This window comes from Serratia sp. szju (genome assembly GCF_044594185.1).
Lineage (GTDB): Bacteria > Pseudomonadota > Gammaproteobacteria > Enterobacterales > Enterobacteriaceae > Serratia > Serratia bockelmannii.
The window spans coordinates 519,981-545,335 of sequence record NZ_CP172576.1; the positions used below are offsets into that span (position 1 = coordinate 519,981).

Consider the following 25,355-nt stretch of genomic DNA (forward strand, 5'->3'; position numbering starts at 1 on the left):
TCAGTCGGCCAACTCCAAAATTCTCGCCACTAGCTGCGAGAAGCTTAATCCAAACTGGCGCGCCGCCATCGGCACCAGGCTATGACTGGTCATGCCCGGAGAGGTGTTCACCTCAAGCAGATAGAAGCTGCCATCGCTGTCTTGCATCACGTCGACGCGGCCCCAGCCGCTGCAGTCCAGACCGCGGTAGGCGCGCAGCGCCAATGCCGCCATCTCGGCTTCCTGCTCGGCGCTCAAACCGCTCGGGCAGAAGTACTGCGTATCGTCCGAAATGTACTTGGCCTGGTAGTCGTAAAACACGCCGGCCGGCTGGATACGGATAGACGGCAGCACCTGGTCGCCCAGCATTGCCACGGTGTATTCCGGCCCGCTCAACCACTTCTCCACCAGCACATCGTCGTCATGGCGGAAGGCTTCTTCCAGCGCGGCTTCCAACGCAGCGCTTTCGGTGACCTTGCTCATACCGACGCTGGAGCCTTCGCGGCTCGGCTTGACGATCACCGGCAGGCCGAGATCCGCCACGCGCGCCAGCAGCGCCGCTTTTTCGGCGCCGAGATACAGCTGGCGATTCAGCGCCACGTAAGGCGCCACCGGCAAGCCCATCGACTGCCACACCATCTTGGTCCGCCATTTATCCATGGTCAGCGCCGAGGCCATCACGCCGCTGCCGGTATAAGGCAGCTCGAGGAACTCCAGCAGCCCCTGCAGGGTGCCATCCTCGCCGCCGCGGCCGTGCAGCGCGATAAACACTTTGGTGAACCCTTGATCTTTCAGCTGGGTCACCGGGAAATCGCGGGTATCGACGCCGTGCGCATCGATGCCGGCTTCGCGCAACCCGGCCAGCACCGCGGCGCCGGACTGCAGAGAAACGTCACGTTCAGCGGAGGTGCCGCCCAGCAGAACTGCAACTTTATCAGCCATGGTGCTCCTCCTCTTTCTTCGGCGGCTGCAGCTTCAGCTCGGCCAGTTTACGGGCGATTTTGCCCACGTTGCCGGCGCCCTGCACCAGCACCAGGTCTTCATCCTGCAGCAGCTGCGCCAGGATTTCCGGCACGGTATCGGCATCGGAAACCAGGATCGGATCCAGCTTGCCGCGGCTGCGGATGGTGCGGCACAGCGAGCGGCTGTCCGCGCCCGGGATCGGCGCTTCACCGGCGGCGTACACGTCAAGCATCAGCAGCACATCCACCTGCGACAGCACGTTGGCGAAATCGTCGTACAGATCGCGAGTACGCGTGTAGCGGTGCGGCTGGAAGATCATCACCAGACGCTTGTCCGGCCAGCCGGCGCGCGCCGCTTTCAGCGTGGCGTCCACTTCGGTCGGATGGTGGCCATAATCGTCCACCAGCATCGCGCTGCCCGCTTTGCCGTTGACCGGCTCCAGCGGAAACTCGCCGAGGAAATCGAAGCGGCGCCCAGTGCCCTGGAAGCCCGCCAGCGCGCGCAGGATATCTTCGTCGTCGATGCCTTCTTCGGTCGCTACCGCCACCGCCGCCGCTGCGTTCAACGCATTGTGGCGGCCCGGCGCGTTCAGCGTCACCGTCAGCAACGGTTTGTCCTGACGGCTCAGGGTAAAGTGCCCCTGCGGCCCAATCTGCCGGTAGTCTTCGATGCGCACGTCGGCATCTTCACTGAAGCCGTAGGTGGTGATATGGCGACCCACGCGCGGCAACAGCTCGCGCACCACCGGATCGTCGATGCACATCACTGCGCGGCCATAGAACGGCAGGTTGTGCAAGAAATTGATAAACGTCTGTTTCAGGTTCTCGAAGTCGCCCTGGTAGGTGTCCATGTGGTCGGCTTCGATGTTGGTGACCACGGCCACCATCGGCTGCAGATGCAGGAACGACGCATCGCTCTCATCCGCTTCCGCGATCAGATAACGGCTGGACCCCAGTCGTGCGTGGGTCCCCGCCGCCTTCACCAGCCCGCCGTTGACGAAGGTCGGGTCCAGGCGGGCTTCGGCGTAAATGCTCGAGACCATCGCCGTGGTGGTGGTTTTGCCGTGCGTGCCGGCGATAGCGATACCGTGGCGAAAACGCATCAGCTCCGCCAGCATTTCAGCGCGGCGGATCACCGGGATGCGCGCTTCACGAGCGGCGACGATCTCCGGGTTGTCGGCGGAGATGGCGGTAGACACCACCACCACGCTCGCATCCAGCACGTTTTCCGGACGGTGATTGAAATAAATCGTCGCCCCGAGCGCGCTCAACTGTTGGGTGACCGGATTCGGCGCCAGGTCGGAGCCGCTGATCTGATACCCTTCGTTTGCCAACACTTCGGCGATACCACCCATGCCGGCACCACCGATGCCGACAAAGTGAATGTGCCGGACGCGACGCATCTCGGGCACGATAGTACGTAGTTTCGCCAGTTGTTGTGTATTCATCACTCTCTCTAATCCGGATCCGGTACCCCGGCCCTACATCACATTGCTTTTATTCAGGTTCGGCGCGCCGAACCCCTGCACTCGTTACTTGGCGAGCCGCACCAGCTCCGCCGCCACGCGCTCGGTGGCATCCGGAATGGCGACCGCACGCGCTTTCTCGGCCATGGCCAGCAGCGTCTTGCGATCCCAACTCGCCAGCAGTTCGGCCACCACATCGGCGTTAAACTGCGGCTGTTCGATAATCTTCGCCGCGCCGGCTTCTTCCAGCGGACGCGCGTTCCAGTACTGCTGACGATCCTTGTGCATAAACGGCACGAAGATCGCCGGCAGCCCTGCCGCCGCGATTTCACTGACGGTCAACGCGCCGGAGCGGCAGACCACCACGTCGGCCCAGGCATAGGCGGCGGCCATGTCGTCGATGAACTCGGTCACTTTGTGCTGCGTCTGCCCTACCCTTTCGTAGTCGCGCAGCACCGTTTCCAGCGCGCCCTTGCCAACCTGATGCCAGAGCGTAATTCTATCGCCCAAACGCGCCGCGACTTCAGGAACTGTCTGATTCAGCACGCGGGCGCCCTGACTTCCGCCAATCACCAGCACGCGGATCGGGCCTTCGCGCCCTTGCAACCGCTCTGCCGGCAACGGCAGCGCCAACACGTCGGTACGCACCGGGTTGCCCACCACCTCGGCGTTCGGGAACGCGCCGGGGAAGGCCTGCATCACTTTGGCGGCGATGCGCGCCAGCCAGCGGTTGGTCAAACCGGCGATGCCGTTCTGCTCGTGCAGCACCACCGGGATGCCGCACTGCCAGGCTGCCAGGCCGCCGGGACCGGAGACGTAACCGCCCATTCCCAGCACCACATCCGGCTGATAGCTGCGCATAATGGCTTTTGCCTGACGCACCGCCTGCCAGATCCGCAGCGGTGCGGTCAATTGAGCCTTCAGGCCCTTGCCGCGCAGGCCGGAGATGCGGATAAAATCGATCTCGATCCCGTGCTTCGGCACCAGATCGGCTTCCATTCGGTCTGCGGTTCCGAGCCAGCGCACCTGCCAGCCCTGCGCCATCAGATGATGCGCGACCGCCAGCCCCGGGAACACGTGCCCACCGGTACCGCCTGCCATCACCATTAAACGCTTAGGTTTCCCGCTCATCCCTTACCTCTTCACAAACGCCTGAGCCTTGGTCAGGCGCGTTTCATAATCAATTCGCAGCAACAGCACGATCGCCGTCGACATAATCAGCAAGCTCGAACCGCCGTAACTGATCAACGGCAGCGTCAGACCTTTGGTCGGCAGCATGCCCGCGGCGGCGCCGACGTTAACCAGCGCCTGGAAGCTGAACCACACGCCGATCGCGCAGGCCAGGAAGCCGGAGAAGCGTTGGTCGATCTCCAGCGCGCGGCGCCCGATGGACATCGCGCGAAAAGCGACGAAGAATACCATTAACAGGGCTAAAACCACACCGATATAGCCCAGTTCTTCCCCCAAAATGGAGAAGATGAAGTCGGTGTGCGCTTCCGGCAAATACTCCAGTTTCTGCACCGAGTTGCCGAGCCCCTGCCCCCAGAACTCGCCGCGGCCGAACGCCATCAGCGACTGGGTCAGCTGGTAGCCGCTGCCGAACGGGTCGGCCCACGGGTTCCAGAACGACGTCACGCGGCGCATACGGTACGGTTCCGCGATGATCAGCAGCACCACGGCGAACACGCCGGAGCCGATGATCGCCAGGAACTGCCACATTTTCGCACCGGCCAGGAACAGCATTGCCAGCGTGGTGATGAACAGCACCACCACGGTACCGAGGTCCGGCTGCGCCAGCAGCAGCACCGCCAGCACCACCATCACGCCCATCGGCTTGCAGAAGCCCCAGAAGTTGCTGCGCACCTCTTCCACCTTGCGCACCAGATAGCTCGCCAGGTAGCAGAACAGCGACAGCTTGGACAGCTCCGCGGGCTGAATACGCAGCGGGCCGAGTGCGATCCAACGCGAGGCCCCGTTTACCGAGCTCCCCACCACCAGGACGATCAGCAGCATCACGATCGACATCAGCAGCATCACGTTGCTGTAGCGCTGCCAAATTTCCATCGGGATGCGCAGCGTCACCAGCGACAGGCCGAACGCCAGGCCGAGGTACAGCGCGTCACGTTTGGCGAACAGGAACGGATCGTCCGCCAGGCGTTGGCCGATCGGCATCGAGGCCGAGGTCACCATCACGAAGCCGATGATCGCCAAGCCGAAGGTCAACCACAGCAGGGTGCGATCGTACAGCACCATGTTGACCGCGTCGTTGTCGCGCGCGCCGGTCACCCAGTCTTTCAGCCGTTCTGTCAGCCCGAAGTTCGGCAAGCGTAGTTTCATCCGCCAAGCTCCTGCGCCAAGCGGGCGAACTCATCGCCGCGCACTTCAAAATTACGGAACTGATCGAGGCTGGCGCAAGCCGGCGACAACAGCACCATATCGCCGGGCATTACGCGGCCGGCGATGGTGCGCATCGCCTGCTCCATGGTCTCGGTCAACGTCGCCACTTCCGGCCGCAGCTGTGCCAGCTGAGCGCCGTCACGGCCAAAACAATACAGACGCACGTTGTCGCCCTGCAGATAGCGCGCCAGCGGCGAGAAATCGGCGGACTTGCCGTCGCCGCCCAGCAGCAGATGCAGCGTGCCGTCCACCTGCAGGCCGTTCAGCGCAGCTTCGGTGCTGCCGACGTTGGTGGCTTTGGAATCGTTGATCCAACGCACGCCGTTGTGCTCCCAGGCCAGCTGGAAGCGGTGTGCCAGGCCGGTGAAGGTGGTCAGCGCCTTCAGGCTGGACGCACGCGGGATATTGACCGCATCCGCCAACGCCAGCGCCGCCAGGGCGTTGGTGTAATTGTGGCGGCCGGTCAGCTTCATTTCGCGCGTATTCAGCACCTTCTCACCGCGCACCCGCAGCCAGGTTTCCCCCTGCTGGCGGTTCAAGTGATAGTCGCCTACGTCCGCGCCGAAGCTGACACAGCGTTCGTCGGCGCCGCGCACCGGCATGGTCAGCGCGTCGTCCGCGTTCACCACGCACACCGCGGCGTTTTCATACACGCGCAGCTTGGCACCGCGATACTGCTGCAGACCGAACGGATAGCGATCCATATGATCTTCGGTCACGTTCAGGATGGTCGCCGCCGCCGCCCGCAGGCTATACGTCGTTTCCAGCTGGAAGCTGGACAGCTCCAGCACGTAAAGCTGACATTCCTGACGCAACAGGCTCAGCGCCGGCAGGCCGATATTGCCGCCCACGCCCACCGCCCAACCGGCGGCTTTCGCCATCTCGCCCACCAGGGTGGTGACGGTGCTCTTGCCGTTGGAGCCGGTAATCGCCACGATCGGCGCCTGCGCCTCGCGGCAGAACAGTTCGACGTCGCCGACGATTTCGACGCCGGCGTCAGCCGCGGCGCTCAATGCCGGGGTCGCCAGCGCGACGCCCGGGCTGGCGACGATCAGATCCGCCGCCAGCAGCCAGTCTTGATTCAGATCGCCCAGATGGCGCTCCACGCTTTCAGGCAGTTTGTCCAACCCTGGCGGCGCGATACGGGTATCCATCACGCGCGGCGTCACGCCGCGCGCCATGAAGAAATCGACACAGGACAGGCCGGTGAGGCCCAACCCGATGATGACGACTTTTCTACCCTGATAGTCTGCCATGATTAACGCACCTTCAGCGTTGCCAGGCCAATCAGCACCAGCATCAGCGAAATGATCCAGAAGCGCACGATCACGCGCGGTTCCGGCCAGCCTTTCAATTCATAGTGGTGGTGAATCGGCGCCATGCGGAAAATGCGTTGTCCGCGCAGCTTGAACGACCCCACCTGCAGGATCACCGACAGCGTCTCTACCACGAACACGCCGCCCATGATCACCAGCAAGAACTCCTGGCGCAGCAGCACCGCAATGGTGCCCAGCGCGCCGCCTAGCGCCAGTGAACCGACGTCGCCCATAAACACCTGAGCCGGGTAGGTGTTGAACCACAGGAACCCGAGGCCGGCACCGACGATGGCGGTACACACGATCACCAACTCACCGGCATGACGCAGATACGGAATGTGCAGGTAGTTGGCGAAGTTCATATTACCGGTCGCCCAGGCCACCAGCGCGAAGCCGGCCGCCACGAATACCGTCGGCATGATCGCCAGGCCGTCCAGGCCGTCGGTCAGGTTGACCGCGTTGCTGGTGCCGACGATGACGAAATAGGCCAGCAGGATGTACAGCAGGCCCAGCTGCGGCATCACGTCCTTAAAGAACGGCACAACCAGCTCGGTGGCTGGCGTGTCTTTTCCTACGGCGTACATGGCGAATGCGACAATCAGCGCAATCACCGATTGCCAGAAATACTTCCAGCGGGCGATCAGCCCTTTGGTGTCCTTACGCACCACCTTGCGGTAGTCGTCAACGAAGCCGACGATGCCGTAACCCACCAGCACAAACAGCACGCACCAGACATATGGGTTGGACGGGTAGGCCCACATCAGCACCGAAATGGTGATGGAGGTCAGGATCATGATGCCGCCCATGGTCGGCGTGCCGCGCTTGCTGAAGTGCGACTCGGGGCCGTCGTTGCGCACCACCTGACCGAAGGACATTTCTTGCAGGCGCTTGATCACCCGCGGGCCCATCCACAGTGACAGGAACAGCGCGGTCAGCAGGCTGACAATGGCTCGGAACGTCAGATAAGAAAAGACGTTGAAGCCTGAGTAATACTTGACCAAATGTTCGGCCAGCCAAACTAACATGGTGCTTTCTCCTGTAACGCGCGTACTACCTGCTCCATTGCGGCACTACGTGAACCTTTGATTAACACGGTGATGACCGCATGTTCCGACAGTAATTCCGCCACGCGCGCGATCACTGCTGTCTTGTCCTGATAATGTTCGCCGTTGCCGGACGCTTCGCTCAGCACGCGGCTCAACCCGCCGACGCTGATCACTTTATCGACCCCGGCCAGGCGGGCGGCTTCACCCACCTGACGGTGGCACTCTTCCGCTTCTGCGCCCAGCTCGGCCATATCGCCGACCACCATCACGCGGTAGCCCGGCATTTCCGCCAGCACCTGCGCCGCCGCGGTCATCGACCCGACGTTGGCGTTATAGCTGTCGTCCAGCAGCAGCTTGCCTTCGGCCAGCGCCACCGGGAACAAGCGCCCCGGCACCGCCTGCAATTGTTTCAACCCCTGACGCACCGCTTCGAGCGTCGCGCCCACCGACATCGCCAGCGCCGTGGCCGCCAGCGCGTTGGCCACGTTGTGGCGCCCCGGCAGCGGCAGTGCGATCTCGGCGGTGCCGAACGGGCTGTGCAGCGTGAACTGCGTACCTGCGCCATTCACCCGCACGTTGTCCGCGAAGAAGTCCACACCTTCGGCGGCCTGCGGCGAGAAGCGCCAGACGGTTTTGCCGACCAGCATGCTCTGCCAGTGCGGCCAATCGTTGTTATCGGCGTTGATGATCGCCACGCCGTCGGCCGGCAGGCCGGTAAAGATTTCACCTTTCGCCTGAGCGACGCCGGCCAGCGAGCCGAAGCCTTCCAGGTGCGCCGCCGCCAGGTTATTCACCAAAGCGGTCTGCGGACGCGTCAATGCGGTGGTGTAAGCGATTTCGCCAATGTGGTTAGCGCCCAGCTCTATCACGGCAAAATCATGCTGCGGCTCCAGACGCAACAGCGTCAGCGGCACGCCGATGTCGTTATTCAAGTTACCGGCGGTATACAGCACTTCGCCGCATTCACGCAGAATGGCGGCGGTCATTTCTTTCACCGATGTCTTGCCCGAGGAGCCGGTCAGCGCCACCACGCGCGCCGGCACCTGCTGACGCACCCAGGCGCCAAGCTGCCCCAGCGCCAAACGGGTGTCTTCCACCACCAGCTGCGGCACGTCCACCAATAAGCGCTTACTGACCAGCAACGCCCCGGCGCCTGCGGCTACGGCATCCGCCGCGAAGTCGTGAGCGTCGAAACGCTCACCTTTCAGCGCCACAAACAGGCAACCGGCGGTCACCTTGCGGGTGTCTGTCGTCACCTCGACAATTTGGCAATCGGCGCCGATCGGTTCAGCGCTCAATACCTCAGCCAGTGTCTGAAGAGAGACAGGGATCATGCCAGCACCCCCAGCAGTCGGGCGACCGTCGTGCGGTCGGAGTAATCCAGGCGGCGGTTGCCCACCAGCTGATAATCTTCATGGCCCTTGCCCGCCACCAACACCACATCCTGCGCCTGCGCTTGCATGATGGCGCTGGTTACCGCTTCGGCGCGGCCGTGGATCACCAGCGCCTGCCCGGCGTCCAGCAATCCGGTCAGGATGTCGTTGATAATTGCGCGCGGCTCTTCGGTACGCGGGTTGTCATCGGTGATCACCACGCGATCGGCGAACTGCTCGGCAATACCGCCCATCAGCGGACGCTTGCCCTTGTCGCGATCGCCGCCGCAGCCGAAGACGCACCACAGCTGCCCCTGGCAGTGCAGGCGCGCGGCTTCCAGCGCTTTCTCCAGCGCATCCGGCGTGTGGGCGTAATCCACCACCACCGTCGGTTTGCCCGGCGCGTTAAACACTTCCATGCGGCCGCAGACCGGCTGCAGGCGGCTGCCGGTTTCCACCAGCGCCTCCAGCGGATAGCCCAGCGACAGCAGCGTGGCCAAGGCCAACAGCAGGTTGCTGACGTTGAACGCGCCCATCAGGCGGCTTTCGATCTCGCCGTCGCCCCAGCTGGAGCTGAAACGAACGGTGGCGCCGTTGTCGTGATAATCGACCGCCGTGGTTTTCAGCCAGCGGCCGTGGCCGCCCGGCTGCAGGTTGCCCTGCATCGTCACCGCTACCGCATCCGGCAGCTTGCCGAGCCAGCGCTGACCGACTTCATCGTCGGCGTTGATGATTGCCTGCCCCACGCTGTGGGCGGCGAACAGCGACCATTTGGCCGCCTCGTAATTGGCCATGTCACCGTGGTAATCCAGGTGATCGCGGCTCAGGTTGGTAAAGACCGCCGCGGCGAACGGCAGCGCCGCCACCCGGTGTTGCACCAGACCGTGGGAAGAAACTTCCATGGCGGCGAAGGTCGCGCCCTGTTCCGCCAACTCGTTTAATACGTGTTGAACATCCACCGCAGAACCGGTGGTATTCTCGGTCGGACACACCTGGCCCAGCAGGCCGTTGCCGACGGTGCCCATCACCGCGCTGGTTTCGCCCAGCAGTTGGCTCCACTGCGCCAACAGCTGCGTAGTGGTGGTTTTGCCGTTGGTGCCGGTCACGCCGACCAGACGCAGACGCTCGCCCGGCTGGTGGTAAAAACGCCCGGCCAGCGCGGAAAGGCGCTGGTTCAGTTGGCTCAGGTAGATCACCGGCACGCCGTGCATCTCAACGATGGCGCCGTCTTCGGCCTGACCGTCAGCTTCGGCGATCACGGCGGCGACGCCCTGCGCGATGGCCTGCGGAATATAGCGGCGTCCATCCGTTTGATGGCCGACAACGGCGACAAACAGATCCCCGGCAGCCGCCACACGGCTGTCTAATGTCATTTCCCGCAGCGCGCGCCCGGGTGCCGTCGGCACCCACGGGGCGAGTAAGTCGCGCAAATTACGATCTGCCACCTGAACCCTCTTTCTTGTTAATCACTAATTCGCTTTTGTCACCGGTAGGCAACGCGTCAGGCTCGACGTTCATGGTGCGTAATACGCCGCCCATGATGGCACCGAACACCGGCGCGGAGATTGCACCACCATAGTATTTCCCACCCTGCGGGTCGTTGATGACGACCACCAGGGCAAAACGGGGGTTACTTGCCGGCGCGACGCCGGCGGTATAAGCGATGTATCGGTTGACGTATTTGCCGTCCGGGCCCACTTTTTTCGCGGTACCGGTTTTGATGGCGATACGGTATCCCTTGATGGCGGCTTTCACGCCGCCGCCGCCCGGCAAGGCCACGCTTTCCATCATGTGCACCACTGTGCGCACCAGAGGTTCTGGGAAAACGCGTTCGCCGGCGACCGGAGGGTCAACCTTGGTGATCGACAATGGGCGATACACGCCCAGGCTGCCGATCGTTGCATAGACTCGCGCCAACTGTAACGGAGTTACCATCAGCCCGTAGCCGAAAGAGAAGGTGGCCCTCTCTATGTCAGACCACCGTTGTTTTTTTGGGTATATGCCACTGCTTTCTCCGACCAGCCCCAAATTGGTCGCTTTTCCCAGCCCAAAACGAGAGTAAGTATCTACTAACGCTGAGGACGGCATCGCTAACGCCAGCTTTGAAACACCGACGTTACTCGACTTCTGCAAGATCCCGGTCAATGACAGCTCCGAGTACCGCGCCACGTCTTTGATCTCGTGGCCCTGAATGCGGTACGGGATGGTGTTCAGCACGCTGTTTTCTCTCACCACGCCGTTTTGCAGCGCGGTCATCACCACCATCGGCTTCACGGTTGAACCGGGTTCAAAAATATCGGTGATAGCACGGTTACGCATGGTCTCTTTCGGCGTACCGGCCATGTTGTTCGGGTTGTAAGACGGGCTGTTGGCCATCGCCAGCACTTCGCCGGTGTTCACGTCGATCAGCACCGCAGTGCCCGATTCGGCCTTGTTGAACGCCACGGCGTTGTTCAGCTCGCGATACACCAGCGCCTGCAGGCGCTCATCGACGCTCAACACCAGGTTATGCGCCGCCTGGCTGTCGACGGAGGAGATATCTTCGATCACCCGGCCGAAGCGGTCCTTACGCACCGTTCTCTCGCCCGGTTGCCCGGTCAGCCAGCGGTCGAAGCTCTTCTCGACGCCTTCAATGCCTTGCCCATCGATGTTGGTCACGCCGATGATGTGCGACGTCACCTGCCCCGCCGGGTAGTACCGGCGCGACTCCTGCCGCAGGTAGATCCCCGGCAGCTTGAGCTTGTGGATGTAGTCGCCGATCGCCGGGTTCACCTGGCGCGCCAGATAAACGAAGCGCCCTTTCGGGTTGGCGTTGATGCGGTTGGAGAGTTGGTCCAGCGGGATGTTCAGCGCATCGGAAAGCGCTTTCCAACGGCTGTCCAGCGTGATACCGCCGCGCTCGTTCAGCTCTTTCGGATCCGCCCACACCGCATTGACCGGCACGCTGACCGCCAACGGACGGCCGGCGCGATCGCTGATCATGCCGCGCGCGGTCGGCACTTCCTGCACGCGCAGCGAACGCATGTCGCCTTCTTTCACCAGACGATCGGGGTTGATGACCTGCAGGTACGCGACGCGCAGCATCAGGCCAACCATCGCCAGCAAAATGCAGCCGCACAGCAACGCAAAACGCCAGCTGACAAAGCTGGCCTGATCTTCCTGGCGTCTCAACTTACCGGGGCGCGCTGCTTTCATGCGTTTCCTTTCTACTCCGTGTCATTATTCCGGTTAAACCATTCATTGTTTAACGATGATATTTTCCTGCGATGGATCAACATGTTGCATCTGCAGTTTTTCTGTCGCGATACGTTCAACCCGGCTGTGATCGCCGAGGGCGTTCTCTTCTAAAATCAGGTTGCGCCACTCGATATCCAGCGCATCACGCTCCAGAACCAGCTGTTCGCGCTCGGCGGTCAGCAGGCGGGTGCGGTGCGCGGTGGTCACCACGAAAACCGCGGAGACCAGTGACGCAATCAGTAAAATCATGGGGATCTTGGCGTTGCGCAGCAGATCGCCGCCAATCACCCCGACCAGGCCGTGACGTTCGTTGCCGATCACGCGGGCATCCTCTCAGCAATACGCAGCACCGAGCTGCGCGCACGCGGGTTGTCCGCCACTTCCGCTTCCGACGGCATCATTTTGCCCAGCGCTTTCAGCGTTCGTCCGCCCATGCTGCGCAGTTGCTCTTCGGTCAACGGAATGCCCGCCGGCACCTGAGCGCCGCGGCTGTGGTGACGCATAAAGCGTTTGACGATGCGGTCTTCCAGCGAGTGGAAACTTATGATCGACAAACGGCCCTGTGGGGCCAGCACTTCCAGCGCGCCGTCGAGCGCACGCTCGATCTCTTCCAGCTCGCTGTTGATATAGATGCGGATCGCCTGGAAGCTGCGCGTCGCCGGATGCTTGTGCTTTTCACGGAACGGGCTGGCATCGGCAATCAGATCCGCCAACTCTTTGGTGCGCGTCATCGGCTCCACGCGGTTTCTTTCGACGATGGCGCGTGCGATGCGCTTGGCGAAACGCTCTTCGCCAAAGGTTTTCAGCACCCAGGCGATATCGTCCGCCTCGGCCTTCATCAGCCAATCCGCGGCGGACAGGCCGGTGGACGGATCCATGCGCATGTCCAGCGGACCGTCGCGCATGAAGGAGAACCCGCGCTCTGCGTCGTCAAGCTGCGGCGAGGAAACGCCCAGATCGAGCAGAACGCCGTCGATCTTGCCGACCAGTTCGCGCTCCCGCACATAGTGCGACAACTCGGAAAATGGGCCGTGTACGATGGTAAAACGAGGATCTTCAATAGATTTGGCGGCTGCAATCGCCTGAGGGTCACGGTCAATTGCCAGCAAGCGCCCTTCCGGCCCCAGCTGGGACAGAATCAGACGAGAATGGCCACCGCGACCAAAAGTACCGTCGATATATATGCCGTTGCTGCGGATGTTGAGGCCGTTGACGGCTTCGTCCAGCAGGACGGTGGTGTGTTTATAGTTTTCCAACATGCTTATAGCGACAAGTCCTGTAGCCGCTCAGACAACGGTTCCTGAGTCGACTGTTCAGCGTCAATATCATCCTTGACTTGTTGATACCAGGTCTGTTCATCCCACAGTTCAAACTTGTTGAACTGACCGACCAGCATCACTTCTTTTGTGAGCCCGGCGTGTTGCCGCAGCGTATTGGCAAGCAGCAAACGACCGGCACTATCCATCTGACACTCACTGGCATGCCCCAACAGCAGGCGCTGAACGCGGCGCTCGGCGGGATTCATGCTCGACAGACGTGATAATTTTTGTTCAATAATTTCCCATTCGGGCAAAGGATAAAGCAGCAGGCAGGGCTGATGGAGGTCAATGGTACAGACCATTTGGCCTTGCGATTCCTCGTTGAGCAATTCCCGATATCGGGTAGGTACGGCGAGCCGCCCTTTGCTGTCGAGGTTGACCATCGTCGCTCCACGGAACATTCCTGAGCTACCCCTTAGTGACCGTTTTCACCACTTTACCCCACAAATTCCCACACAATGGAGTTTACGGAGGGTATGAAAACCTTGTCAAGCCAGAGCGCCAGCGCTTTGGCAATATTTCTCTGGTCATTTTGGGAGCTGACTCGCGAAAGAAACTCTGATTATTCGACGATTAAAAATTAACACCATGATAAACGGAGAGAATTTTCTAAGCGGAAAGAATCTGATTAAAAACCTGACGAACTGGCGATTAATTAACTCATTACTTCCTTCTGCAAGCCATGTCTCATTTTTCAGCTCGGCAATCTCAGGGCTGTAACCGCTGCCGCCCCGCGCCCGCCAAGGCTCAGCGCCTGGCGAATCGACCGAAGAATAAGGCCATAACCCCTTGAGTTAATAACGCTCAATCGTTATTCACCGTGAAACTGCGCGCTATTTTACTTCAATTTGTCCCGCCATGATGAGAGCACGATAAAAATAAATGGCTCGGATATTACGAGCAGAAGTAATTTCGATTTAAATCAATTTGGTAAGATTATTCCCAAAATACCTGTTTACAATTATGGTTTCATTTTCTTACACCTTTATTTCCACAATTTTTGCCGGAAAAAAACCTCTTCAAACACCAAAAATCGCAACTGCATGTTTTTAATGAATTTATTTAAATTCACCGATTTTAATCTCCCTGTCCCATCCTGTGCCCCTGTTCTGCGGGACAAAAACCGAACAAATGTTAAAAATAAAAATTTAAATCCAGTTAAAAAACACAATACAGATTAGTACACTATATGAAGCGCAAAAAACCAGAACTAACAACTACAAATAAATAATTTAACAGAACATTAACCAAAAAAAGGAGAGAGTGCATGCTTTCGCCCGCCCCTCACTGGCGTAGCGCCGCTGCCGATACGTTCGCACTGGTGGTGTACTGCTTTATCGCCGGCATGGCGATAGAAGTGTTGATCTCCGGCATGAGCTTCCAGCAATCCCTCTCTTCGCGCCTGCTGTCGATCCCGGTCAACATCCTGATCGCCTGGCCTTACGGCCGCTATCGCGATCTGTTTATCCGCACGGCACGCCGCTGCCCACGCGGCCAATTCCTACTGCGCAACCTCGCCGATCTGCTGGCTTACGTCAGTTTCCAGTCGCCGGTTTATGCCGCCATTCTGTGGAGCGTGGGCGCCGACGGCCAACAAATGCTGGCGGCGGTGACCAGCAATGCGCTGGTCTCCATGGCGATGGGCGTGGTGTATGGCTATTTCCTGGAATATTGCCGACGGCTGTTTCGGGTCGCGGGTTACGTCTAAACCAGGAGCCCGACAACGCGGGCTCCTGTAGAGCGGCCTATTTGCGGCTCAGGCTACCGCGGCGGAACAGATTACGGCGGATCCGCGTCAGTCCCGGTTTGGGTTTACGCGGTTCGTCCAGGCTGGCCAACACCAGCTCCAGCACGCGTTCGGCCACGTCGCGATGGCGCTGCGCTACCGCGAGCACCGGGCACTCCAGAAAATCCAACAGCTCATGGTCGCCGAAGGTGGCAATCGCCAGATCGGTCGGCAAACGGCCGCGTTGCTTCAGCGTCACGTCCATCACGCCCTGCAATAAAGAGAACGACGTGGTGAACAGCGCCTGCGGCATCGGGTGCGTTTTCAGCCATTCGGCAAACAGCGCGCCGGCGGCTTCACGTTCATAGCTGTTGGCGTACAGATAATCGACGTGGCGGGGATCTTCTTGCCAGGCCTGACGGAAGCCCTGCTCACGCAGGAAGCTCACCGAAAGCTCCGGCAAGGCGCCCAGATACAGCACCGATTCAGCCGGGAAGGTGCGCAGCTCCTGCGCCAGCGCAAAGGCGTCTTCCTGATCGGCCCCGACGACGCTGATGAAATGCTCGCGATCCAGCGCGCGGTCCAGCGCGATGATCGGCAGCGGATCGTTGGCCCAGCGTTGATAGAAAGGATGCTCCGGCGGCAAGGCGGTGGAGACGATGATGGCGTCCACCTGGCGCTGCAGCAGGTGCTCAATACAGCGCATTTCGTTGTCCGGCTGATCTTCGGAACAGGCGATCAGCAATTGGTAGCCACGCTGGCGCGCCTGGCGTTCCAGGTAGTTGGCGATGCGGGTATAGCTGGTATTTTCCAGATCCGGGATCACCAGACCGATAGAACGGGTACGCCCGGCACGCAGCCCCGCCGCGACGGCATTCGGGTGATAGTTATGCTCCCTGACCACGGCCATCACTTTCTCGACGGTTTTATCGCTGACACGATACTGCTTCGCCTTGCCGTTGATGACGTAACTGGCCGTCGTGCGCGAAACGCCCGCGAGACGCGCGATTTCATCCAGTTTCACATTAACCCCTTAATGACGCTGAAAATAGAAGTGAAGGCTGTGCTCGGATTAACCATGACATCCCGTGCGGTTATTCAATCCAGCCTCTGCGATCTAACAGCAGAAAACACTGCCTAGCAACCGCTTTTGCCGAAAGGTGCCAGCAATCGGGCAAAAAATACCGAAAAACAAAGGGCGCAGCCACGCCGCGCCCCCGATTATTCGCCGCCAGACCGCACTCAGCGCATGATTTTGTCGCCGCGCGACACGCCAACCACGCCGGAACGGGCCACTTCCACGATCTCCGCCACTTCACGCACCGCGCTCAGGAAGGCGTCGAGCTTGTCGCTGGTGCCGGCCAGCTGTACCGTGTACAGCGTCGCCGTCACATCGACGATCTGGCCGCGGAAAATGTCGGCGCAGCGCTTCACCTCTTCACGGCCGTAGCCGCTGGCCTGCAGCTTCACCAGCATGATCTCGCGCTCGACGTGAGCACCCTGCACCAGCTCGCTGACGCGCAGCACGTCCACCAGCTTGTGCAGCTGTTTCTCAATCTGCTCCAGCACTTTCTCGTCGCCGACGGTCTGGATAGTCATGCGCGACAGCGTCGGATCGTCGGTCGGTGCCACCGTCAGGCTCTCGATGTTATAACCGCGCTGGGAGAACAGCCCGACCACGCGCGACAACGCGCCGGATTCGTTTTCCAGCAAGACAGATAAAATACGGCGCATGATCAGGTCCTCTCCGTTTTGCTAAGCCACATTTCGTCCATGCTTCCGCCGCGGATCTGCATCGGGTAAACATGTTCGGTTTCATCGACGGTCACGTCGACGAACACCAGCCGCTCTTTTTCCGCCAGCGCCTGCGCCAGCTTGCTTTCCAGCTCATCCGGCGTGCGGATGGCGATGCCGACATGGCCGTAAGCTTCGGCCAGCTTGACGAAGTCCGGCAGCGAATCCATGTAGGACTGCGAGTGACGGCCGGAATAAATCATGTCCTGCCACTGCTTCACCATGCCCAGATAGCGGTTGTTGAGGTTCACCACCACCACCGGCAGGTTATATTGCAGCGCAGTGGACAGCTCCTGAATATTCATCTGAATGCTGCCGTCGCCGGTCACGCACACCACGGTTTCTTCCGGCAGCGCCAGCTTGACGCCCAATGCCGCCGGCAGGCCGAAGCCCATGGTGCCGAGGCCGCCGGAGTTGATCCAGCGGCGCGGTTTGTCGAACGGATAATAGAGCGCGGCGAACATCTGGTGCTGGCCCACGTCCGAGGTGACGTAGGCGTCGCCTTTGGTCAGGCGGTGCAGGGTTTCGATCACCGCCTGCGGCTTGATGGTGCCGCTGTGCTTGTCGTAACCCAGGCAGTCGCGGGCACGCCACTGCTCGATAGACTGCCACCAGTCGCGCAGCGCATCGTGATCCTGCGCTTTCTCATCCTGCGCCAGCAGCTCCAGCATTTGAACCAACACCTGCTTGGCATCGCCGACGATCGGAATATCGGCGTCCACCGTTTTGGAGATCGAAGTCGGATCGATATCAATGTGCAGCACGGTGGCGTCCGGGCAGTATTTAGCCAGATTGTTGGTGGTGCGATCGTCGAAGCGCACGCCTACGGCGAAGATCACGTCGGCATGGTGCATGGTTTTGTTGGCTTCATAGGTTCCGTGCATGCCGAGCATACCGACGCTCTGACGATGGGTGCCGGGGAAAGCGCCCAATCCCATCAGGCTGCTGGTTACCGGCAGGTTCAGCTGCTCCGCCAACGACAGTAATTCAGCTTCACAACCGGCGTTGATCGCGCCGCCGCCGACGTACATCACCGGCTTTTTGGCCGCCAGAATGGTTTGTAACGCGCGTTTGATCTGCCCGCGGTGGCCCTGCACCGTCGGGTTATAAGAACGCATGCTCACGTCCTGCGGGTAGGCATAAGGCATCCGCACCGCCGGACCGACAATATCTTTCGGCAGATCGATCACTACCGGGCCGGGGCGGCCGCTGGAGGCCAGGTAGAACGCCTTCTTCAACACCGCCGGGATGTCTTCGGTGCGTTTTACCAGGAAGCTGTGCTTCACCACCGGACGCGAAATCCCCACCATATCGCACTCCTGGAAGGCGTCGTAGCCGATCAGCGAGCTGGGCACCTGTCCCGACAGCACCACCATCGGGATCGAGTCCATATAAGCGGTAGCGATACCGGTAATGGCGTTGGTGGCGCCGGGGCCTGAGGTCACCAACACCACGCCCACTTCACCGGTGGCGCGCGCGTAACCGTCGGCCATGTGCACCGCACCTTGCTCGTGGCGCACCAGAATATGATCGATCCCTCCGACCGTATGCAGGGCGTCGTAGATATCGAGCACCGCCCCGCCGGGATAGCCGAATACATGCTTAACGCCCTGATCGATCAACGATCGGACGACCATCTCGGCTCCTGACAACATCTCCATGGGTTTGCCTCCAGGCTTGCTTATTCTTCTCTGGCGCCGGAACGTAGCGCCTGCTGCGGGGCAATGCCCCTAAATTTTTATGGGTTGTCGCTATCGAATTAACATAACGTCAGAAGATGGGGCAGGCAAACGGCAAAATGGCTTAACAGTGGCGGGGTTATTGCCAAGCGGCTGGAGATCGCGGCTTTATAAAAACAATGCGCTAGCCCCAGAGGCGTCAGGCTAGGCATTGTTTCGAACAGAGGGAAAATTACAGAACTAAATCAGGCGAGGTATATGCCGTTTTTTTCGCCGGACGCGCGATCCGGCGGCGGCGTCAAGCCTGTTCCTGGTACATTGAGTCGATTTCACGCTGATAGCGCTGCAGGATCACTTTGCGGCGCAGCTTCAGCGTTGGCGTCAGCTCTCCCAGCTCCATGGAAAAGGCCGCCGGCAGCAGAGTGAACTTCTTCACCTGTTCGAAGCGCGCCAGCTCCTTTTGCATCTCGCGCAGACGCTTTTCGAACATCTCGAGAATTTCACCGTTGCGCAGCAGTTCCAGACGATCTTGGTACTTCAGGTTGACTGACTTCGCGTACTCTTCCAGCGACTCAAAGCACGGCACGATCAGCGCGGAAACGAACTTGCGCGCATCGGCGATGATCGCCACCTGTTCGATAAAACGGTCCTGCGCCAGCGTACCTTCCAGCATCTGCGGCGCGATGTATTTGCCGCCGGAGGTTTTCATCAAATCCTTCAGGCGCTCGGTGATGAACAGATTGCCCTCTTCATCGATCGCCCCGGCATCGCCGGTTTTCAGCCAGCCGTCTGCGGTAAAGGTCGCGGCGGTTTCCAATGGCTTGTTGAAATAGCCGCGCATCACGATCGGCCCTCGCACCTGGATTTCATTTTCTTCACCGATGCGCACCTCGACCTCCGGCAGCGGTTTGCCGATGGAGCCGAAACGGAAATGCCCTTCTTCCCAGCAGGACACGGTCGCACAGGTTTCGGTCATGCCGTAGCCGTACTTGATGTTGACGCCCATCGCCTGGAAGAACAGGATCACATTGTCATCCAGCTTGGCACCCGCCGCCGGTAGAAAGCGCACCCGGCCGCCGAGGATACCGCGCAGCTTGCTCAATACCAGCTTGTCGGCCCAGCGATGGGAGAGTTCGAACAGTTTGCCCAACGGTTTGCCGGCCCGCTCCTGCAGGAACTTGCGCTCCCCGCAGACGATCGCCCAGTGGAACAGCGCGCGGCGCAGCCAAGGGGCGCGCGCCACTTTTTCATGCACCGCGCTGAAAATCTTCTCGTAGAAACGCGGTACCGCGCACATCAGCGTCGGGCGGACCTGCCCCATCGCTTCCCGCACCCAGTCGGTGTTCGGCAGGAAGACGTTCTGCGCGCCGGAATGCATCACAAAGAAGCTCCAGGCACGCTCGAACACGTGCGACAACGGCAGGAAACTGAGCGACACATCTTCTTCGCCGACCGTCAGCCTTTCATCATGCAGGTAGAGCTGCGCCGCCAGATTGCGGTAGTCCAGCATCACCCCCTTAGGCTCACCGGTGGTGCCCGAGGTATAGATCAGGGTGAAGAGATCCTGAAGGTCGCACTCTTCAATGCGCTGCCGACGTTGAACGATAAAAGCCGCCGGATCGGCGGCACGCTCGAAGGCGCTCAGATGCTGTGCGATCTCGCAGCCGCGCAGATCGGCATCCTCGTCAAACACGATAATATGGCGCAGCTGTGGGCAAACGCCGCGCAGCGCGATGGCGGCGTCAAGCTGCGCCTGCTCGCCGACGAACAGTATACGGATGTCGGCGTCGTTGATGACAAATGCCGCCTGCGCCGGCGTATTGGTGGAATACAGCGGCACGCTGACGCCGCGCAGATGCAGGATAGCGAGATCGGCCAACGACCAGGCTATGCCGTTATTGGCGAATATACCTATGCGCTCTTGCACTTCGGCCCCAAGGGCCAACAGCCCGGCGGCAATGCGATCGATGCGGGTGGCAGCCTCTCCCCAGGTCAGTTGAAACTCGCCGTTGGGCGACCATTGGCGAAAAGCTGTGCGATCGGCTCGATGGGTGATTTGATGCTGTATACGATGGATAAGATGGTATTGCAGCAGATTAGTGATCATAGTGCTCTAAGCCTGAAATGAATCATACAGTTAAGCCTGAACGACGCCTTGCGGCCCTCATCTCAGCTTACACGTGTTTACTTTTTTCCGCGCAGTCTACCTACTCTCAGGCAGAGGGAAAAGTGATTTCAGCGTAGAAGTGTGAGCCAAAACTCAGGCCGGCTTTCGTGCTTTCATGGGTTGGACAGAACGGGAAGGAAAAGGTTGGGTGGCAGCAATAAAACGCGGCCCATCCGGGCCGCCGCATCGAATTAGTTTAAAATACCAGCCGAAAAGTAAAAATCAGAATATTAATTTATATTAATTATTTTTGGTAAACGAACCAACCCACCCTGAAAATAAGTTATTTTATCGCCGCAAAACCAAGAAACATCTTAATAAAAACCCAGATAGTTCTTAGCTTTTATCATGAGAAAAAAACGCTCAGTTGAATATTATTTTTGTATGACCCCATTTTTTATCGCGTTACTTTGGGTTACCGGCCTCAATCAGAACGGATTTCATCCACTGGTGGCCTTTATCCCGCTCGGAGGATTCATGCCAGGAGAGATAGCAAGTAGCTTTATTATCGTTGCCACATAAAGGAACCGACTTTATTTTCAACGCTTCCGTCTGTTGCCGCACCAGCCAGGCGGGCGCAATCGCCACCATGTCCGTTTGCGACACCATATTCAACACGCTGTAGAGATCCGTGCACTGTTGTGTCACGGTGCGCAGCATCGGTTCCTCTAAATAAAAAGGTTTACTGAAAGAACCAAAACTTTCCAGGGAAACTGCCGCGTGCTGTTCGGCCAACATTTTCTCCGGCGTCACCTCCTCCCCTATTCGCGGGTGCGCCTGCGCGACCGCCAGCACTAATTCGTCGTCGAACATTGCCAGGCTGCGAAACTCCGCCGACTCGAAACGGCTGTAGCCGATGACAAACTCGACGTCCTGATAACGCAATTGATGTTCGATATTATTGTTAATGTATGACTTTATTTGCAGGTTAAGCTGCGGCGCGATCTGTTTGACGTGATTGATTATTCCAGCGCCCAGACGTAAATCGAGCGGGCTGCACAGCGACAAGGAGAACGCTCGCGTGCTGGTCAGCGGCTCAAACTCAGATCCCGGCAACTCATTTTGCACCAGCTGCAGCGCTTGCCGCACCGGCCCGAACAGCTGCCTGGCGCGCATAGTGGGCTGAATCCCGCGCCCGCAGCGCACAAACAGTTCATCGTTGAACATCACCTTCAGGCGCGCCACCGCGTTACTCACCGCCGGCTGCGACATCCCCAACGAATTAGCGGCTCGCGTAATATTTTGCATTTGCATCACGGCGTCAAACACCGTCAGCAAATTAAGATCGACGCTGCGCAAATGGATGTCCGCCGGCTCTTTGACCATGGCGATTTCTGAATCATATTCAGCCATATTTCACTCCACTAAATCCTGTGTAGATAATCTAATCCTTATGCTCGAAAAACAATGAAACGCCGCATTGTCTTATCTTTGCACGACAAATCCTGCTATTACCGTCATGAGCCGATAAAAAACCTCGTGTTATCGACACGATATAAGTCGTATATGGAATGCATGTCAGTCACTTATCCCGTCAGCAGGAAGAATGCTACCTGGGTGGTACCAACAATTAGGTATTAACAATGATTAATACAATTAAACAACGTAACCGCACTGTATGAGACAAACTATAAAAACACATCATAAGCAATCAAACCATCTAAAAACACTGCTCACTTTGTGTAAAATCGCATTATTTTGTTATATTATGACTAAAACAATCAATTAATCATATGAATCCAATTTCAATCATTTGAATTAAAAATGTTATTTTGTTGCCTCCCGTGATTAATCTCTCTTAATTTTCATCACAAATCTTAACCCAACAAAATCCAGAAGCAATTAGCGCAGTCTCTATTCGATTCGTTTATGCTAAGCAACGCGCAAACTGCGCCCCACTTTTTCTCTAGAGCACCGCATTTTTACCGAATGTTCCTCTGTTTGGCCACTTAGCCGGTGCATTGTCCCCGCATTCAATCAGGTGTTGACATCGCCAGGCCAATCACGTATCAAATTAGGCAGACACCCAATTTAAGAGAAGCTGAACCCTTATGATCCGTACCCACCGTCTACTAGGCCTACTACTCAACGCATCTTGTTTGCGCGGTATGCCTGTGGATGAAGTTCGGAGCTGACTCAGCCGATCACCCATAAGAAACCCGCGCTACTGCGCGGGTTTTTTTTTGCCCGCTTAGCGTGAAATCAACACGATAAGGAATGCACCGATGAGCCAACAAGTCATTATTTTCGATACCACGCTGCGTGACGGCGAACAGGCATTGCAGGCCAGTCTGAGCGTAAAAGAGAAGATTCAGATTGCGCTGGCGCTGGAAAGAATGGGCGTTGACGTGATGGAAGTCGGCTTCCCGGTCTCTTCGCCGGGCGACTTCGAATCGGTGCAAACCATCGCGCGCCAGATCAAGAACAGTCGCGTCTGCGGCCTGGCCCGCTGCGTGGACAAAGACATCGACGTGGCCGCCGAAGCGCTGCGCGTCGCCGAAGCGTTCCGCATCCACGTGTTCCTGGCCACCTCCACCCTGCATATCGAATCGAAGCTGAAGCGCTCGTTCGACGAAGTGTTGGAGATGGCGGTGCGCTCGGTCAAACGCGCCCGCAACTACACCGACGACGTAGAGTTCTCCTGTGAAGACGCCGGCCGCACGCCGATCGACAATCTGTGCCGCGTGGTCGAAGCCGCCATCAACGCCGGCGCCACCACCATCAATATTCCGGACACCGTCGGCTACACCACGCCGAACCAGTTCGGCGGCATCATCACCACCTTGTATGACCGCGTGCCGAACATCGACAAAGCCATCATTTCCGTACACTGCCACGACGATTTGGGCATGGCGGTCGGCAACTCCATTGCCGCGGTCCAGGCCGGCGCCCGTCAGGTGGAAGGCACCCTGAACGGCATCGGTGAGCGCGCCGGCAACTGTTCACTGGAAGAGGTGATCATGGCGATTAAAGTGCGCCAGGACATCATGAACGTGCACACCAACATCAATCATCAGGAAATCTTCCGCACCAGCCAGATCGTCAGCCAGCTGTGCAACATGCCGATTCCGGCCAACAAGGCGATCGTCGGCGCCAACGCCTTCGCCCATTCCTCCGGCATTCACCAGGACGGCGTGCTGAAGAACCGCGAAAACTACGAAATCATGACCCCGCAGTCGATCGGCCTGAAGGACGTGCAGTTGAACCTGACCTCCCGCTCCGGCCGCGCGGCGGTGAAACACCGCATGGAAGAGATGGGCTACCAGGAGCAGGACTACAACCTGGATACCCTGTATGCCGCCTTCCTGAAGCTGGCCGACAAAAAAGGCCAGGTGTTCGACTATGACCTGGAGGCGCTGGCCTTCATCAATAAACAGCAGGAAGAGCCGGAGCACTTCAGCCTGGGCTACTTCAGCGTGCAGTCCGGCAGCAGCATCATGGCCACCGCCTCGGTGAAACTGATCTGCGGCGGCGAAGAGAAAGCCGAAGCCGCCACCGGCAACGGCCCGGTCGATGCGGTCTATCAGGCGATCAATCGCATCACCGATTACCCGATCGAGCTGGTGAAGTACCAGTTGACCGCCAAGGGCCATGGCCGCGACGCGCTGGGCCAGGTGGATATCGTCGTCTCTTACAACGGCCGCCGCTTCCACGGCGTAGGCCTGGCGACCGACATCGTCGAATCCTCTGCCAAGGCAATGGTGCACGTGTTGAACAATATTTGGCGCTCACAGCAGGTAGAAAAAGAAAAGCAGCGCCTGCAGCAAAACAAACATCAAAATAATCAGGAAACGGTGTGAACATGACGAAGACTTATCACATTGCCGTCTTGCCCGGAGACGGCATCGGCCCGGAAGTAATGGCTCAGGCGCGCAAAGTATTGGACGCGGTGCGTCAACGCTTTGATATTCGCATCACCACCGCCGAGTACGACGTCGGCGGCATCGCCATCGATCGCCACGGCAGCCCGTTGCCGGCGGCGACCGTCGCCGGCTGCGAGCAGGCCGACGCCATCCTGTTCGGCTCGGTGGGCGGCCCGAAATGGGAACACCTACCGCCGGCCGAGCAGCCGGAACGCGGCGCGCTGTTGCCGCTGCGCAAGCACTTCAAACTGTTCAGCAACCTGCGCCCGGCCCGCCTGTATCAAGGGCTGGAGGCATTCTGCCCGCTGCGCGCCGACATCGCCGCCCGCGGCTTCGACATTCTGTGCGTGCGCGAACTGACCGGTGGCATCTACTTCGGCCAACCGAAGGGCCGCGAAGGCCAGGGCATGCAGGAGCGCGCTTTCGATACCGAGGTGTATCACCGTTTCGAGATTGAACGCATCGCACGCATCGCCTTCGAATCCGCCCGCAAGCGCCGCCACAAGGTGACGTCGATCGACAAGGCCAACGTACTGCAAAGCTCCATCCTGTGGCGTGAAGTGGTCAATCAGGTTGCCAAGGATTACCCGGACGTGTCGCTGTCGCACATGTATATCGACAACGCCACCATGCAGCTGATCAAGGATCCGTCCCAATTCGACGTGCTGCTGTGCTCCAACCTGTTCGGCGACATCCTGTCCGACGAATGCGCGATGATCACCGGCTCGATGGGCATGTTGCCATCCGCCAGCCTGAACGAGCAAGGCTTCGGCCTGTACGAGCCGGCGGGCGGTTCCGCGCCGGATATTGCAGGCAAAGGCATCGCCAACCCAATTGCGCAGATCCTGTCCGCCACCCTGCTGCTGCGTTACAGCCTGGGCGCCGATGAAGCGGCCGACGCCGTGGAGCGCGCCATCAACCAGGCGTTGGAACAGGGCTACCGCACCGCCGATCTGGCCGGTGACGGCAAAGCCGTCAGCACCGATGAAATGGGCGACATCATCGCTCGCTTTGTAGCTCAGGGGGCATAA

General features: G+C 59.3%; 20 protein-coding genes. 3 read left to right on the forward strand and 17 right to left on the reverse strand.

All coding sequences use genetic code 11. The annotated features are described in order from the left end of the window. The 12 genes from RE418_RS02610 to mraZ all read right to left on the reverse strand — a co-directional run bounded on the left by RE418_RS02610 (position 1) and on the right by mraZ (position 13,496). Positions 1-921: a D-alanine--D-alanine ligase gene (locus RE418_RS02610; protein WP_025301572.1), complete on the reverse strand. Its 921-nt coding sequence runs from the start codon at positions 919-921 to the stop codon at positions 1-3. After that, the gene (gene murC / locus RE418_RS02615) at positions 914-2,389 is read right to left on the reverse strand and encodes a UDP-N-acetylmuramate--L-alanine ligase (protein ID WP_089180563.1); all 1,476 of its coding nucleotides are present in this window, start codon (positions 2,387-2,389) and stop codon (positions 914-916) included. The genes RE418_RS02610 and murC overlap by 8 nt, the downstream gene beginning before the upstream one ends. Before the next feature lie 84 nt (positions 2,390-2,473). Further along, positions 2,474-3,538: an undecaprenyldiphospho-muramoylpentapeptide beta-N-acetylglucosaminyltransferase gene (murG, locus tag RE418_RS02620; RefSeq protein ID WP_004932773.1), complete on the reverse strand. Its 1,065-nt coding sequence runs from the start codon at positions 3,536-3,538 to the stop codon at positions 2,474-2,476. Between the two features lie 3 nt (positions 3,539-3,541). Beyond that, positions 3,542-4,744: a cell division protein FtsW gene (gene ftsW, locus RE418_RS02625; protein ID WP_025301570.1), complete on the reverse strand. Its 1,203-nt coding sequence runs from the start codon at positions 4,742-4,744 to the stop codon at positions 3,542-3,544. Beyond that, entirely contained in the window at positions 4,741-6,060 is a 1,320-nt protein-coding gene (gene murD, locus RE418_RS02630; RefSeq protein ID WP_049204793.1) for a UDP-N-acetylmuramoyl-L-alanine--D-glutamate ligase, read from the reverse strand. The genes ftsW and murD overlap by 4 nt, the downstream gene beginning before the upstream one ends. 2 nt (positions 6,061-6,062) lie before the next feature. Continuing rightward, positions 6,063-7,145, reverse strand: coding sequence for a phospho-N-acetylmuramoyl-pentapeptide-transferase (gene mraY, locus RE418_RS02635; protein ID WP_004932782.1), 1,083 nt, complete (start codon positions 7,143-7,145; stop codon positions 6,063-6,065). Beyond that, positions 7,139-8,500 carry a UDP-N-acetylmuramoyl-tripeptide--D-alanyl-D-alanine ligase gene (gene murF, locus RE418_RS02640; protein ID WP_089180562.1) on the reverse strand — a complete coding sequence of 454 codons (1,362 nt, stop codon included), beginning with the start codon at positions 8,498-8,500 and terminating at the stop codon, positions 7,139-7,141. The genes mraY and murF overlap by 7 nt, the downstream gene beginning before the upstream one ends. Then, the gene (gene murE / locus RE418_RS02645; protein ID WP_049204795.1) at positions 8,497-9,984 is read right to left on the reverse strand and encodes a UDP-N-acetylmuramoyl-L-alanyl-D-glutamate--2,6-diaminopimelate ligase; all 1,488 of its coding nucleotides are present in this window, start codon (positions 9,982-9,984) and stop codon (positions 8,497-8,499) included. The genes murF and murE overlap by 4 nt, the downstream gene beginning before the upstream one ends. Further along, a complete protein-coding gene (locus RE418_RS02650; protein WP_004932790.1) occupies positions 9,971-11,734 on the reverse strand; it encodes a peptidoglycan glycosyltransferase FtsI in 1,764 nt (587 codons plus the stop codon). Before RE418_RS02650 ends, murE begins: the two co-directional genes overlap by 14 nt. A 42-nt stretch (positions 11,735-11,776) precedes the next feature. Next, positions 11,777-12,097 carry a cell division protein FtsL gene (gene ftsL / locus RE418_RS02655; protein WP_025301566.1) on the reverse strand — a complete coding sequence of 107 codons (321 nt, stop codon included), beginning with the start codon at positions 12,095-12,097 and terminating at the stop codon, positions 11,777-11,779. After that, the gene (rsmH, locus tag RE418_RS02660) at positions 12,094-13,035 is read right to left on the reverse strand and encodes a 16S rRNA (cytosine(1402)-N(4))-methyltransferase RsmH (RefSeq protein ID WP_025301565.1); all 942 of its coding nucleotides are present in this window, start codon (positions 13,033-13,035) and stop codon (positions 12,094-12,096) included. Before rsmH ends, ftsL begins: the two co-directional genes overlap by 4 nt. A 2-nt stretch (positions 13,036-13,037) precedes the next feature. Next, on the reverse strand, positions 13,038-13,496 hold the full coding sequence (gene mraZ, locus RE418_RS02665) for a division/cell wall cluster transcriptional repressor MraZ (protein ID WP_025159638.1): 459 nt from the start codon (positions 13,494-13,496) through the stop codon (positions 13,038-13,040). An 866-nt stretch (positions 13,497-14,362) separates the two neighbouring features. Here mraZ and RE418_RS02670 point away from each other — a divergent pair. Continuing rightward, positions 14,363-14,803, forward strand: a complete 441-nt coding sequence (locus tag RE418_RS02670) for an L-alanine exporter AlaE (RefSeq protein ID WP_025301564.1) — start codon at positions 14,363-14,365, stop codon at positions 14,801-14,803. 37 nt (positions 14,804-14,840) lie between these two features. Here the strand turns inward: RE418_RS02670 and cra are convergent, their stop codons facing one another. From cra to leuO, 5 genes are all read right to left on the reverse strand, one after another. Continuing rightward, the gene (gene cra / locus RE418_RS02675) at positions 14,841-15,845 is read right to left on the reverse strand and encodes a catabolite repressor/activator (protein ID WP_004932801.1); all 1,005 of its coding nucleotides are present in this window, start codon (positions 15,843-15,845) and stop codon (positions 14,841-14,843) included. Between the two features lie 218 nt (positions 15,846-16,063). Then, a complete protein-coding gene (gene ilvN / locus RE418_RS02680) occupies positions 16,064-16,555 on the reverse strand; it encodes an acetolactate synthase small subunit (RefSeq protein WP_004932806.1) in 492 nt (163 codons plus the stop codon). A 2-nt stretch (positions 16,556-16,557) separates the two neighbouring features. Beyond that, complete coding sequence (ilvI, locus tag RE418_RS02685; RefSeq protein WP_043135936.1) at positions 16,558-18,276, reverse strand: acetolactate synthase 3 large subunit; 1,719 nt, start codon at positions 18,274-18,276, stop codon at positions 16,558-16,560. A gap of 316 nt (positions 18,277-18,592) precedes the next feature. Further along, complete coding sequence (locus RE418_RS02690; protein ID WP_025301561.1) at positions 18,593-20,401, reverse strand: long-chain fatty acid--CoA ligase; 1,809 nt, start codon at positions 20,399-20,401, stop codon at positions 18,593-18,595. 465 nt (positions 20,402-20,866) lie between these two features. Beyond that, the gene (leuO, locus tag RE418_RS02695; protein WP_025301560.1) at positions 20,867-21,814 is read right to left on the reverse strand and encodes a transcriptional regulator LeuO; all 948 of its coding nucleotides are present in this window, start codon (positions 21,812-21,814) and stop codon (positions 20,867-20,869) included. An 872-nt stretch (positions 21,815-22,686) separates the two neighbouring features. Here leuO and leuA point away from each other — a divergent pair. Continuing rightward, positions 22,687-24,261, forward strand: a complete 1,575-nt coding sequence (gene leuA, locus RE418_RS02700) for a 2-isopropylmalate synthase (RefSeq protein WP_033641848.1) — start codon at positions 22,687-22,689, stop codon at positions 24,259-24,261. A gap of 2 nt (positions 24,262-24,263) precedes the next feature. Beyond that, on the forward strand, positions 24,264-25,355 hold the full coding sequence (gene leuB, locus RE418_RS02705) for a 3-isopropylmalate dehydrogenase (RefSeq protein WP_025159635.1): 1,092 nt from the start codon (positions 24,264-24,266) through the stop codon (positions 25,353-25,355).

Coding starts and splice junctions, on each gene's coding strand:
- ilvI (WP_043135936.1), bottom strand. CDS start 18,276: ATGGAGATGTTGTCAGGAGCCGAGATGGTCGTCCGATCGTTGATCGAT.
- mraY (WP_004932782.1), bottom strand. CDS start 7,145: ATGTTAGTTTGGCTGGCCGAACATTTGGTCAAGTATTACTCAGGCTTC.
- RE418_RS02670 (WP_025301564.1), top strand. CDS start 14,363: ATGCTTTCGCCCGCCCCTCACTGGCGTAGCGCCGCTGCCGATACGTTC.
- leuB (WP_025159635.1), top strand. CDS start 24,264: ATGACGAAGACTTATCACATTGCCGTCTTGCCCGGAGACGGCATCGGC.
- RE418_RS02650 (WP_004932790.1), bottom strand. CDS start 11,734: ATGAAAGCAGCGCGCCCCGGTAAGTTGAGACGCCAGGAAGATCAGGCC.
- RE418_RS02690 (WP_025301561.1), bottom strand. CDS start 20,401: ATGATCACTAATCTGCTGCAATACCATCTTATCCATCGTATACAGCAT.
- murF (WP_089180562.1), bottom strand. CDS start 8,500: ATGATCCCTGTCTCTCTTCAGACACTGGCTGAGGTATTGAGCGCTGAA.
- ftsW (WP_025301570.1), bottom strand. CDS start 4,744: ATGAAACTACGCTTGCCGAACTTCGGGCTGACAGAACGGCTGAAAGAC.
- mraZ (WP_025159638.1), bottom strand. CDS start 13,496: ATGTTCCGTGGAGCGACGATGGTCAACCTCGACAGCAAAGGGCGGCTC.
- murC (WP_089180563.1), bottom strand. CDS start 2,389: ATGAATACACAACAACTGGCGAAACTACGTACTATCGTGCCCGAGATG.
- murD (WP_049204793.1), bottom strand. CDS start 6,060: ATGGCAGACTATCAGGGTAGAAAAGTCGTCATCATCGGGTTGGGCCTC.
- ilvN (WP_004932806.1), bottom strand. CDS start 16,555: ATGCGCCGTATTTTATCTGTCTTGCTGGAAAACGAATCCGGCGCGTTG.
- rsmH (WP_025301565.1), bottom strand. CDS start 13,035: ATGTTGGAAAACTATAAACACACCACCGTCCTGCTGGACGAAGCCGTC.
- leuA (WP_033641848.1), top strand. CDS start 22,687: ATGAGCCAACAAGTCATTATTTTCGATACCACGCTGCGTGACGGCGAA.
- murG (WP_004932773.1), bottom strand. CDS start 3,538: ATGAGCGGGAAACCTAAGCGTTTAATGGTGATGGCAGGCGGTACCGGT.
- leuO (WP_025301560.1), bottom strand. CDS start 21,814: ATGGCTGAATATGATTCAGAAATCGCCATGGTCAAAGAGCCGGCGGAC.
- RE418_RS02610 (WP_025301572.1), bottom strand. CDS start 921: ATGGCTGATAAAGTTGCAGTTCTGCTGGGCGGCACCTCCGCTGAACGT.